Here is an 11,412-nt window from a genome sequence, read left to right on the forward strand (position 1 = left end):
CAGCAGCTCCTGGGTGGACGGGTCGGCGAGCGTCTGTGCGGCGGCCGAAGTGGCGAGCAGGGCTATGAGCCCCGGCAAGACGGCGCGGCGGCCGGCCGCCGACAGCGGCTGGACGGCATGACGGGCCGAAGCAAGGGATTCCACCGAGACGGTGTCGCGTCGGCGACATGAAACCAGGGGCCGCGATCATCGCTGCGGCCGATGGCCGCTCGGGTTTCGACTTAGGGGCGAGTCGTGACCAACGGTGTCACGGCGCCGACCGCGGCGCGGCGGCTCAGCCGGGCGGCGTGGGGCTGCTGCGTTCGCGCATCGAGCCGGCCACGAGATCGAAGCGCAGCAGCCGGCATTCGATCGGCCCGTTCCACAGCGGCACGCGGCGGCTTTCCTTCAGGCGCATCGCCTGCGGCAGCTTCGGATCGGGGCTCAGCACCCAGGCGGTCCAGCCGGCGTAGTGGCGCTTCCAGTGGGTGGCGAGCCGGGCGAAGAAGTCGCCGGCGGATTCGCCCTCGGCGAAGCCCTCGCGCGCCGCCGTCCGCGCGCCGCCGACGGCGGGCAGGCGCGTGCCGCCCGTCCCCTTCGGCTCGATGCGCTCGCCGTACGGCGGGTTCAGCAGCAGCGTGCCGCGCCCGGTGGGCGGCATGCGCTGCAGCGCGTCGGCGGTCTTGAAGTCGATGGCAGCGGCGACGCCGGCCCGCTCGGCGTTGCGGGCGGCGAAGTCGGTCATGCGGAAGGCCACGTCGCCCGCGAAGATGGCCACCGCGCTTGCATGCTGCTGCGCGCGTGCCGCCTCGCGCAGTTCGCGCCAGGCGGCCTGCGCGGCGGCGTCGCGGAAGGGGCCGAGGCGCTCGAAGGCGAAGCGGCGCAGCGCACCGGCGGCGATGCCGCAGGCGATCTGCGCGGCCTCGATCGCGATCGTGCCGCTGCCGCAGACGGGGTCGAGCAGGGCGCCGTCCTCCGCGCGGCCCTGCCAGCCGGCGGCAGCAAGCATCGCGGCGGCGAGCGTTTCCTTCAGCGGCGCCTCGCCCTGGTCCTGGCGCCAGCCGCGCTTGAACAGGGCCTCGCCGGAGGTGTCGACGTAGAGCGTCGCGTGGGTGGCGCTCAGGTGCAGCAGCAGCGGCAGGTCGGGCCGGTGCAGGTCGACATCGGGGCGGGCGCCCTGCGTCTCGCGCAGCTGGTCGCACACGGCGTCCTTGATGCGCAGGCCGGCGAAGTTGAGGCTTTTCAGCGGCGCGCGCTGCGCGGTCACGTCCACACGCAGCGTGTGGCGCGGCGTGATCCAGTCGGCCCAGCGCGGCTCGCGCGCCAGCGCGTAGAGATCGTCCTCGTGGCGGTACGGCGCTTCGGCGACGCGCCACAGCACCCGCTGCGCGAGGCGGCTGTGCAGGTTCAGCGTCATCGCTTCGCGCACGCCGCCGCCGAGCGCCACGCCGCCGCGCTGGGTGCGCACCGCGGCCTTCGGCAGCAGGCGCGCCACCTCGTCGGCGAGCAGCGCCTCGACGCCGGCGGCACAGGGCAGAAAGAGCACGGCGTTCATCGATGCACCAGGGCGAGCGAAAGCGCGTTGTGCACGAGGTGCGCACCGGCCGCCGCGAAGTAGGCCACCAGCATGCCGGCGCTGCGGTAGGCGGCGTAGACGCCGGCGAAGACCAGGCCCACGGCCAGCATCACGAAGCCGTGCCCCGGCCCGCCGCCGATCGCGTGCGCGAGGCCGAACACCGCGGCACCGGCCACGAGGCCCCAGGCCAGCGGCAAGCGCAGCCGGTGCGCGATCTCCATCGGCGCGCCGGGCGCGAACAGCGTCTCGTACAGCGGCGCGGCGACCAGCGCGAGCCAGGCCACCTGCGCCGGCGCGCGGCTGCCGTCGAACACGCCCTCGGCCGCCGAGGGGCCGAGCAGCTCGGGAGGAAACAGCCGCTCGACGCTCCACGACAGGCCCCAGGCCAGCGCGAAGCTGAAGCCGCCCGCCAGCGGCACGCCGGCCACGGCCGCGGCCGCCTTGCCCGCGGCGGCGGCCCTCACAGCGCGCGCCGCAGGTTCGCCGGCGCGATCTTCAGCGCCTCGCGGTACTTCGCGACGGTGCGGCGCGCCACCTGGATGCCTTGCTCCTCCAGCATCGAGGAGAGCTGGCTGTCCGACAGCGGCTTCTTCGCGTCCTCCGCGGTGACGAGCTGCTTGATCAGCGCGCGCACCGCGGTGCTCGATGCGTTGCCGCCGGCGTCGGTGTTCAACGACGAGCCGAAGAAGTACTTGAGCTCGTAGGTGCCGTAGGGCGTGCTCATGTACTTGGCGGTGGTCACGCGCGAGATGGTCGATTCGTGCAGGCCGAGCTCGTCGGCGATCTCGCGCAGCACCAGCGGCTTCATCGCGATCGCGCCGTGGCTGAAGAAGCCCTTCTGCCGCTCGACGATCGCCTGGCTCACGCGCTGGATGGTGTCGAAGCGCTGCAGGATGTTCTTCATGAACCAGCGCGCCTCCTGCAGCCGCGCAGAGAGGCCCGCGCCGGATTCGGTGCGCGCGCCGCGCTGCTGCTTGATCGCCTGCGCGTAAAGGTCGTTGATGCGCAGCCTGGGCATCACGTCGGGATTGAGCGTGACCCGCCAGCCGCGGCCGGCCTTCTGCACGATGACGTCGGGGATCACGATGTTCGCCTCGGCCTTGGCGAACGGCCGCCCCGGCTTGGGCTCGCAGCGCACGATCAGCGCCTGCGCGGCCTTCAGCAGCTCTTCGTCGGCGCCGGTCGCGGCCATCAGCTTCTTCGCGTCGCGGCGCGCGAGCAGCTCGAGGTGGTGCTTGCAGATCAGGATCGCGATCAGCTGCGCCTCGCAGCGCGGCCCGGCGCGCAGCTGCAGCACCAGGCACTCCGGCAGGTCGCGCGCGCCGACGCCCAGCGGCTCCATGTTCTGCAGCCACTTGAGCGCGCAGCGCAGGCGGTCGAGCAGCGTCTCGGCGTCGTCGGGGTCGTCCAGGTCGTGGCCGTTGTGCGGCGCGTCGAACGAGGGCGACGCGGCCAGCCGCTCGGCGATCTCCTCGAGCGGGTCGGCGAGGTAGCCGTCCTCGTCGAGCGACTCGATCAGCACCATCACCGCCGCGCGGTCGGCCGCCGAAAGCCGCATGCCGCGCAGCTGCTCGCGCAGGTGCTCCGCAAGGCTGGGTGCGGCGCTGTTGCGCTCGGTGGCGTCGTAGTCGTCGCTCGCGTCGCCGGCGGCGTTGCGGCCCGGCGTCTCGCGGATGCCGTCGAAGTCCTCGGCCTCGGTGCCGTTCTCCCAGTCCTCGCGTTCGGGCGTACCGAAGTCGTTGCCGTCCATCGGCGCGGGCTCGCCCTCGGCCGGCGCGGCCTCGGTGGCGGCGGCCGACGGGCTGCTGCTGCCGTTGACGCCGTCCCAGGCTTCGTCGTCGCCGCGCGCATCGACTGCCGCGCGCTCGGCCGGCGCGTCCCAGGGCGTCGCGTGCTCCTCGTCGGCTTCGAGGAACGGGTTCTGCTCGAGCATCTGCTCGACTTCCTGATGCAGCTCGAGCGTCGACAGCTGCAGCAGCCGGATCGACTGCTGCAACTGCGGCGTGAGCGCCAGGTGCTGCGAGACGCGCAGCTGCAAGCCTGGCTTCACGACGCAGCACTCGCAGTGCGCAGCCCAACCAAGCAGCCGCGGCGGATCCGGCTCCGCCGGTCCGCTCGGGGCGCCCCCCCGGGGGGGAGCGCCGAAGGCGCAACGGGGGGGGGCGTCATCACATCTTGAAGTGTTCGCCGAGGTAGACCTTGCGCACGTCCGCGTTCTCGACGATCTGCTCCGGCGTGCCTTCGGCCAGCACCCGGCCCTCGTTGATGATGTAGGCGCGGTGGCAGATGCCCAGCGTCTCGCGCACGTTGTGGTCGGTGATCAGCACGCCGATGCCGCGCGCGCGCAGGAAGCCGATGATTCGCTGGATCTCGATCACCGCGATCGGATCGACGCCCGCGAAGGGCTCGTCGAGCAGGATGAAGCGCGGCTGCGTCGCCAGCGCGCGGGCGATCTCGACGCGCCGGCGTTCGCCGCCGGAAAGCGCTGGCGCCGGGCTGTCGCGCAGCTTCTCGATCGAGAGGTCGCGCAGCAGGCCGTCGAGCTGCTCGCCGATGCGCTTGGGCGCGAAGGGCTTGCCGGCCTCGTCGGTCTGCAGCTCGAGCACCGCGCGGATGTTTTCCTCGACGGTGAGCTTGCGGAAGATCGACGCCTCCTGCGGCAGGTAGCTCAGGCCGAGCCGCGAGCGCTGGTGGATCGGCAGGCGCTCGATCGGCCGGCCGTCGATGCGGATCTCGCCGGCATCCGCGCGCACCAGCCCGACGATCATGTAGAAGCTGGTCGTCTTGCCCGCGCCGTTGGGCCCCAGCAGCCCCACCACCTCGCCACCCGAGACGGCCACGTGCACGTCCTTCACCACGCGGCGCGCGCCGTAGGTCTTCTGCAGGCCGCTGGCTTCCAGCCGGCTGGGCGCCGCGGCGTCGGCCTGCAGCGCGGCGGCGGCTTGCGCGGCGCGCGAGGCGGGCGGCTTCGGCCCCTGGGCGAGGCCGACCTTCAAGGCCGGGCCTCCGGGGCCGGGGTGGGCGGCCCGTCCTTCGGCGCCTCGCGCGGCGTCAACACGCCGCGCACGCGCCCCGGCGTCGCCGCCGAGGTGTCGCCGCCGACGACCTGGAACACCTCGGTCGTGTTGTCGTAGGAGATGAGGCTGCCGGCCACCTCGTCGGCCAGCGTGTTGCCGCGAAAGCGGCGCAGCACCGCGTTGTTGACCAGCTTGACCACGTCGCTGCGGCTGTCGTACTCCAGCCGCTCGGCCTCGCCCTCGAGCACTTCGTCGCTGCCCTCGCGCTTTTGGCGGAAGTAGGCGCGCTTGTTCGCGCTGCCGGTGGCGATGGCCGACTGGTAGCCGTCGCGCGTCTGCTTGACCTCGACGCGGTCGGCACGGATCACGATCGTGCCCTTCGTGATTTCGACGTTGCCGAGGAGGATGTTGGTCTGCTTGAGCTCGTCGACCCGGGCGCTGTCGGCGACGAAGGCGAGCGGCTGGCGGCGGTCGCCGCGCTCGGCGGCGGCCTCGCCGGCGGCCAGGCCGAGCGTGACGGCGAGCACCGCGGCGGTCCGGAACAAGAAGGCAGGCATGACGGCAAAGCTCTTCGGCATGAATCTTGCAGCCGATTCTAGGGGCCGCGTCGGGCCCCTTTGCTTGCCTTCGAGCATCGGCGCCCGGTTGTGGCGCGAACGACGCGGGCGCCCGACGCCTCTTGTGCGATCGGCGCGCGCCGGCTAGCGGCGGCGCAGGCTCAGGCGCCCTTGCGGATGCGCGCGACGAGGAAATCGGTGACCGCGAGCGCGCGGTCGTTGCCGCCGGCCATCGAGCCCGAGGTGAAGTAGCTGCCGTCGATGCCCATCGCCGGCGTGCCGTCGATCTTGTAGCCGATGGACAGCGCCGCGGCCTGCTTGGCGCGCGTGGCGATGCCGAAGGAGTTCATCGTGTCGAGGAACTTGGCCTTGTCCACGCCGTTCTTCGCGACGAATTCGCCGATGCTGTCCGGCGTGTCGAGCTTGAGCTTTTCGACGTGCATCGCGTTGAACACCTTGCGGTGCAGGCTGTCCAGCAGGCCCATCGTCTCGATCGCGAAGTACAGCTTCTGGTGGATCACGTAGGGCACTTCGCGGAAGGCCACCGGCATGCGCCGGAAGTTCACGTCGGCCGGCAGCTTCTTCGCCCAGGTCTCGAGCATCGGCTCGAAGCTCGCGCAGTGCGGGCAGCCGTACCAGAAGAACTCGACGACCTCGATCTTCTTCGGATCCTGCGTCGGCTGGCGCGCGCCCAGCTTCACGTAGTTCGTGCCCTCGACCGGGCCGCCCTGGGCATGGGCCGCGGCCGGGCCGAAGAGCGCCGCGCAGGCTGCGGTGCTGGCGGAAGCGAGAGCGAAGTCACGGCGGTTCATCGAGGAATGTCCTTGTCAAAAAGCGGTCTGGCTGTGAGCGCCGGCGTCCGAGAGGAGTTCAACCGTCCGTCGCCTACGGGTGGCCGCCGCGGATCCGGCTTCGCTGGTCCGCCAGCGGCGCCTCTTTGAGGGGGAGCGGCGAAGCCGCAACGGGGGTGGGTCACTTCTGCACGCGAACCAGGGCGGCGACGGTGCCGGCGCCGTCGAGCGTGTCCTTCACCTTTTCGGCATCGAGCCGCTGCGCGAACGGGCCGATGCGCACGCGGTACATGATCCGGCCCGACTGCTCGCGCTCGGTGATCTTCGATTCGAACCCCTGGATCGCGAGCTTGGCGCGCTGCGCCTCGGCCTCTTCGGTGCGCGAGTAGGCGCCGGCCTGCACGAAGTAGACGAAGGCGCCGTCGACCGCGCCGGCGCCAGTGGTCGAGAGGTCGCTGCCGGGCTTCGCGGGCGCGCCGAGCGTCGCGCTGCGCTGCGCGTCGGGCGCCGGCGGCGGCAGCACCACGCCCGCGGGTGCCGTGGAGCCGGCCGCCGAGGCCGCCGGGTTGCGGCCGTGCAGCGGCGTGTTCGGGTCCCACTTGCGGTTCTTCTCCGCCTCGGCCGCGTCCTGCTCGGCGGTGCGCTGCGGCACCTTGTTGATGAAGGGCACCGGCACCTTGGTGACGTACAGCGCCACGCCGAGCGCGAGCGCCAGGCCGACCAGCAGCCCGATCACCGCGCCGACGAGGAAGCCGCCGGCCTGGCCTTGTCCGATCTTCGTTCGGGACCTCATCGTCGCTCCGTCACATGCGCTCGGGCGCGGAGACGCCGAGCACGTCCAGACCGTTGCGCAGCACCTGCGCGGTCGCGTGCAGCAGCGCAACACGAGCGCGGCTCAGCGCCACGTCGTCGCCGAGGAAGCGCTCGGCCGCGTAGTAGGCGTGAAAGGCGCCGGCGAGCTCGCGCAGGTAGAAGGCGACGTCGTGCGGCGCCAGCTCGTTCGCCGCGCCGGTCAGCATCGCCGGGTAGGCGGCCAGCTTCAGCATCAGCGCGGTCTCGGTCGGCGCGACCAGCCTGGACAGGTCGGCTTCGACAGCCTCGGCCTCGGCCGCGCCGGCGGCGCGCCATTGTTCGATCACCGAGCAGATCCGCGCGTGCGCGTACTGCACGTAGTAGACGGGGTTCTCGTCGCTGCGCTTGATCGCGACATCGACGTCGAACACAAATTCGGTGTCGGCCTTGCGGCTGATGAGGAAGAAGCGCACCGCGTCGCGGCTCGTCCAGTCGATCAGGTCGCGCAGCGTCACGTAGCCGCCGCTGCGCTTGGAGATTTTGACCTCCTCGCCGCCCTTCATCACCTTGACCATCGTGTTGAGCACGTAGTCCGGATAACCGGCGGGGATGCCCTGGCTGGTCTGCGCCGAATAGGCTTGCAAGCCGGCGCGCACGCGCGCGATCGTGCCGTAGTGGTCGGTGCCCTGCACGTTGATCACCTTCGTGAAGCCGCGCTCCCACTTGGTGACGTGGTAGGCCACGTCGGGCACGAAGTAGGTGTACGAGCCGTCGGACTTGCGCATCACGCGGTCCTTGTCGTCGCCGTCTTCGGTGCTGCGCAGCCACAGCGCGCCGTCGCGCTCGTAGGTCTTGCCCGACTCGACGATCTTGCCGACGGTCGCCTCGACCCGCCCGCTCGCATACAGGCTCGACTCCAGGAAGTAGTGGTCGAAGCGCACGCCGAAGGCCTGCAGATCGAGGTCCTGCTCGTGGCGCAGGTAGGCCACCGCGAACTGGCGGATGCCGTCGAGGTCGTTCGCGTCGCCCGAGGCGGTGAACTCGCGGTCGTCCGCCTTGACCGTCTTCTTCGCGAGGAAGTCGGCCGCGATGTCGGCGATGTATTCGCCGTTGTAGGCGGCCTCGGGCCAGCCGGCGTCGCCCGGCGCGAGGCCCTGGATACGCAGCTGCACCGAGCTCGCGAGCGTCGCGATCTGCACGCCGGCGTCGTTGTAATAGAACTCGCGCGTGACCTGCCAGCCCTGCGTTTCGAACAACCGGCAGATCGCGTCGCCCAGCGCCGCCTGCCGGCCGTGGCCGACGTGCAGCGGCCCGGTCGGGTTGGCCGAGACGAACTCGACCATCACGCGATCGTCTCGGGACGGCTGGCGGCCGAAGCCCGCGCCCGCCGCCAGCACCTCGGCGACCACCTGCTGCTTCGCCGCCGGCTTGAGCTTCAGGTTGATGAAGCCGGGGCCCGCAATCTCGAGCTGCTCGACCCAGCGCTGCACTGCGCCGCGCGAGCGCAAGCGGGCGATCAAGGCCTGCGCGACTTCGCGCGGATTGCGCTTCAGCGGCTTGGCGAGCTGCATCGCGGTGGTGATCGCCAGATCGCCGTGCGCCGCCTGCTTCGGGCTCTCGAATGCGGCGACCGGTTTCGCGGTACTGCCACCGGCTTCGGCGACGATCTCGGCGAGCGAGGCGTCGAGCGCCTGAAGCAGCTCCTTCTGCGCTTGAATCATCGAAGGATTCTAGGCGGCGACCCTCGCGCGGCCCTGCAGCGGCGGGCCTCGCAGGCAGTCCTTCACGGCCCAGGCGGCGCACTCGCACGCGGCTTGCCGAGCGGCCTCGCCGATGGAACCATCATCGCCACGCCACCATGAATCCACCCGCTGCTCCCCTGCCCGACCGGATCGGCAAGTACCGCGTGCTCGGCAAGCTCGGCGAAGGCGCGACGAGTGAAGTCTTCCTCTGCCGCGACGACTTCAACGCGCGCGACGTCGCCGTCAAGCGCGTGCGCGCGCACGCGGTCGACGCCGACGACGAGGCGCTGCAGGCGCGCTTTTTCGCGGCCGAGGCCGCGCTGGTCGGCCGGCTGCAGCATCCGAACGTCGTGCCGATCTACGACGCGGTGGTCGACGACGAAGGCTCCTACGTGGTGATGGAGTACGTCGCCGGCACGACGCTGCGGCCCTACTGCCGGCCCGATGCGCTGCTGCCGCTCGACCAGGTGGTGGAAATCGGCTTCAAGTGCGCGATGGCGCTCGGCTACGTCTCGCGCCAGGGGCTGATCCACCGCGACGTGAAGCCGGCCAACCTGCTCGCGCGGCTGGCCAGCGCGCCGCAGGCGGCTTCGCCGACAGCGACCGGCGGGGGCGCCGCGCCGCCGCAGATCATCGACGTGAAGGTCAGCGACTTCGGCAGCGCGCTGAACCTGCGCGCCGACACGACGCAGATCTTCCGCGTCGGCTCGCTGATCTACATGGCGCCCGAGCAGCTCGACGGCGCCAGCCTCGACGCGCGCGCCGACATCTATTCGCTCGGCGCGGTGCTCTACCACCTGATCGCCGGGCGGCCGCCGTTCGAGGCGCAAGCGCAGTCGGTGCTGATGGCGCAGATCGTCACCGCCGAGCCGGCGCCGCTGGCCGGCCTGCGCCACGGTGTCGAGCCGGCCTTCGACGCGGTGATCCAGCGCGCGCTCGCGAAGAAGTCGGCCGATCGCTACAGCGGCTGGCCCGAGTTCGCGCAGGCGCTGTCGGCGCTGGTCGCGAACCGGCAGGTGCCGCGCGGCGACAGCCAGAGCGTGCTCGACTCCGAGCGCTTCACGCTGCTGCGCACGCTGGAGTTCTTCAGCGAGTTCGGCGACGTCGAGCTGTGGGAGGTCGTGCACCGCGCGGCCTGGCGGCGCTACCCGGTCGATCACCTCATCTACCGGCGCGGCGAGGAGGGCAACACCTTCCACATCATCGCGGCCGGGGCGGTCGATGTGCATCGCGACGGCAAGCGCGTCGCCTTCCTCGGCGCCGGCACCTCGGTCGGCGAGATGGCCTACCTCGCGCCGAACCCCGAGCTGCGCCGGCACAGCACCGATGTCGCGGTGGTCGAGCCGGCGACGATGATCTCGTTCACGCCCGAATCCATGGCGCGGCTGAGCCCGAACTGCCGGCATCTGTTCGACGAGGCCTTCATCCGCGTGCTGGTGCGCCGGCTGCACGGCGCGCACGAAGCGCTGGCGCATCCGCGCCGCATCGCCTGACGCGCCGGCGCGCGTGTTCGGCGGTTGCGGCCCGCGTCGGCTGCGGCCCGCCCCGAGGCGGCGTTGCTCCGCTTGCGGTGCCGCCGCGCGCCTGCTTCAATCGTCGCGGCCCCGCCCATCCCACCGCCCGAGGAGTCCCGATGAACAAGCTGCTGATCACCGCCGCGCTCGCCGCCGCCTGCGCGCTGCCCGTGCAGGCGAACACCCACAAGGAAGCGCCGGACATGGCCCAGGACAAGGCCCCGACCGCGCAGCAGAACAAGATGACCCAGTGCAACAAGGACGCCGAAGGCAAGACCGGCGACGAGCGCAAGGCCTTCATGAAGACCTGCTTGGCGGCGAAGAAGCCGACCCAGCAGGACAAAATGAAAACCTGCAATGCCGACCCGAAGGCCAAGGAGCTCAAGGGCGACGAGCGCAAGGCATTCATGAAGTCCTGCCTGTCGGCTTGACGCCCCAGTAGCCCGCGTCGCCGTAGGTCCGCTTCAGGAAATCGATCCACAGCCGCACCCGCAGCGGCAGGTGGCGGCGCTGCGGGAACACCGCGTGGATGCCGTTCGGCGGCGCGGCGAAGTCGTCGAGCAGCGAAACCAGCGCGCCCGCGCGCACCTCTGCCTCGACCTCCCACACGCTGCGCCACGCGATGCCGTGGCCGGCGACGCACCAGTCGTGCAGCACCTGGCCGTCGGAGCAGTCGATGCGGCCGGCCGGCCGCTGGTGCGTGAGCCGGCCTTCGACCACGAAAGCCCAGCCGCGCGCCTGGCTCGCGTTCGAGCTGAGCGACAGGCACTGGTGGCGCGCCAGCTCCTGCGGGTGGCGCGGCGTGCCGGCGCGCGCGAGGTAGCCCGGCGCCGCGACGCAGAGCCGGCGGTTGTCGGCCAATCGCACGCTGACCAGGCTCGAATCGGGCAGGTCGCCGACGCGCACCGCGCAGTCGAAGCCCTCGTGGACGATGTCGGTGACGCGGTCGCTCAGGTTGAGCGAGACGCTGACCTCCGGATGCAGCCCGGCGAACACCGGCACCAGCGGCGCGACGTGCCGCCGCCCGAAGCCGGCCGGCGCGGTCAGCCGCAGATGGCCGCGCGCGCGCAGGCCGCCGGCGCTGACGCTGGCCTCGGCGTTCGCCAGTTCGGCGACGACGCGCTGCGCGTCCTCGAGGAAGGCGCTGCCCTCCGGCGTCAGGGTGATGCGCCGCGTGGTGCGCAGCAGCAGCTTGACGCCGAGCCGGGCTTCGAGCGCGTCGAGGCGCCGGCCGATCACCGCCGGCGCGACGCCTTCCGCTTTGGCCGTCGCCGCCAGGCTGCCGCGCGCCGCGACCGCGATGAAGGACTCGATCTGCTTGAGGCGATCCATCGTCGAGTGCCTGCCTGGAAAGACGTGATGGGCCCGGTCGGGCCGGCGATTATGTGCATCCAGGTCACGAATCAAGCATGGTCGCGGCGTGCAATCGCGGCGCTGTCGCCGC

At 71.6% G+C, this 11,412-nt stretch carries 11 protein-coding genes; 2 read left to right on the forward strand and 9 right to left on the reverse strand.

Translation table 11 applies throughout. The features are described from left to right. Window positions 1-274 precede the first annotated feature (274 nt). The 8 genes from VFR90_RS14690 to argS all read right to left on the reverse strand — a co-directional run bounded on the left by VFR90_RS14690 (window position 275) and on the right by argS (window position 8,433). The gene (locus VFR90_RS14690) at window positions 275-1,534 is read right to left on the reverse strand and encodes a THUMP domain-containing class I SAM-dependent RNA methyltransferase (RefSeq protein WP_326406899.1); all 1,260 of its coding nucleotides are present in this window, start codon (window positions 1,532-1,534) and stop codon (window positions 275-277) included. Then, complete coding sequence (locus VFR90_RS14695; RefSeq protein ID WP_326406900.1) at window positions 1,531-2,019, reverse strand: hypothetical protein; 489 nt, start codon at window positions 2,017-2,019, stop codon at window positions 1,531-1,533. Before VFR90_RS14695 ends, VFR90_RS14690 begins: the two co-directional genes overlap by 4 nt. After that, window positions 2,016-3,605, reverse strand: coding sequence for an RNA polymerase factor sigma-54 (locus VFR90_RS14700; RefSeq protein ID WP_326406901.1), 1,590 nt, complete (start codon window positions 3,603-3,605; stop codon window positions 2,016-2,018). Before VFR90_RS14700 ends, VFR90_RS14695 begins: the two co-directional genes overlap by 4 nt. 118 nt (window positions 3,606-3,723) lie before the next feature. After that, a complete protein-coding gene (gene lptB, locus VFR90_RS14705) occupies window positions 3,724-4,485 on the reverse strand; it encodes an LPS export ABC transporter ATP-binding protein (protein WP_326407118.1) in 762 nt (253 codons plus the stop codon). A 62-nt stretch (window positions 4,486-4,547) separates the two neighbouring features. Then, window positions 4,548-5,129, reverse strand: coding sequence for a lipopolysaccharide transport periplasmic protein LptA (gene lptA, locus VFR90_RS14710; RefSeq protein ID WP_326406902.1), 582 nt, complete (start codon window positions 5,127-5,129; stop codon window positions 4,548-4,550). Window positions 5,130-5,290: 161 nt separating this feature from the next. Beyond that, window positions 5,291-5,941 carry a thiol:disulfide interchange protein DsbA/DsbL gene (locus tag VFR90_RS14715; protein WP_326406903.1) on the reverse strand — a complete coding sequence of 217 codons (651 nt, stop codon included), beginning with the start codon at window positions 5,939-5,941 and terminating at the stop codon, window positions 5,291-5,293. 160 nt (window positions 5,942-6,101) lie between these two features. After that, a complete protein-coding gene (locus tag VFR90_RS14720; protein WP_326406904.1) occupies window positions 6,102-6,713 on the reverse strand; it encodes an SPOR domain-containing protein in 612 nt (203 codons plus the stop codon). 10 nt (window positions 6,714-6,723) lie between these two features. Beyond that, the gene (gene argS / locus VFR90_RS14725; protein WP_326406905.1) at window positions 6,724-8,433 is read right to left on the reverse strand and encodes an arginine--tRNA ligase; all 1,710 of its coding nucleotides are present in this window, start codon (window positions 8,431-8,433) and stop codon (window positions 6,724-6,726) included. A 137-nt stretch (window positions 8,434-8,570) separates the two neighbouring features. Here argS and VFR90_RS14730 point away from each other — a divergent pair, with 137 nt between their 5' ends. Beyond that, entirely contained in the window at window positions 8,571-9,947 is a 1,377-nt protein-coding gene (locus VFR90_RS14730) for a protein kinase domain-containing protein (protein ID WP_326406906.1), read from the forward strand. Between the two features lie 140 nt (window positions 9,948-10,087). Continuing rightward, window positions 10,088-10,399: a PsiF family protein gene (locus VFR90_RS14735; protein ID WP_326406907.1), complete on the forward strand. Its 312-nt coding sequence runs from the start codon at window positions 10,088-10,090 to the stop codon at window positions 10,397-10,399. Here the strand turns inward: VFR90_RS14735 and VFR90_RS14740 are convergent. Then, on the reverse strand, window positions 10,374-11,300 hold the full coding sequence (locus VFR90_RS14740; protein WP_326406908.1) for a LysR family transcriptional regulator: 927 nt from the start codon (window positions 11,298-11,300) through the stop codon (window positions 10,374-10,376). The two genes, VFR90_RS14735 and VFR90_RS14740, sit on opposite strands and share 26 nt — an antisense overlap. Window positions 11,301-11,412: the final 112 nt, after the last annotated feature.

The organism is Methylibium sp. (assembly GCF_035762065.1).
GTDB lineage: Bacteria > Pseudomonadota > Gammaproteobacteria > Burkholderiales > Burkholderiaceae_C > Methylibium.

Coding starts and splice junctions, on each gene's coding strand:
- argS (WP_326406905.1), bottom strand. CDS start 8,433: ATGATTCAAGCGCAGAAGGAGCTGCTTCAGGCGCTCGACGCCTCGCTC.
- VFR90_RS14740 (WP_326406908.1), bottom strand. CDS start 11,300: ATGGATCGCCTCAAGCAGATCGAGTCCTTCATCGCGGTCGCGGCGCGC.
- lptA (WP_326406902.1), bottom strand. CDS start 5,129: ATGCCTGCCTTCTTGTTCCGGACCGCCGCGGTGCTCGCCGTCACGCTC.
- VFR90_RS14730 (WP_326406906.1), top strand. CDS start 8,571: ATGAATCCACCCGCTGCTCCCCTGCCCGACCGGATCGGCAAGTACCGC.
- VFR90_RS14715 (WP_326406903.1), bottom strand. CDS start 5,941: ATGAACCGCCGTGACTTCGCTCTCGCTTCCGCCAGCACCGCAGCCTGC.
- VFR90_RS14690 (WP_326406899.1), bottom strand. CDS start 1,534: ATGAACGCCGTGCTCTTTCTGCCCTGTGCCGCCGGCGTCGAGGCGCTG.
- VFR90_RS14735 (WP_326406907.1), top strand. CDS start 10,088: ATGAACAAGCTGCTGATCACCGCCGCGCTCGCCGCCGCCTGCGCGCTG.
- VFR90_RS14720 (WP_326406904.1), bottom strand. CDS start 6,713: ATGAGGTCCCGAACGAAGATCGGACAAGGCCAGGCCGGCGGCTTCCTC.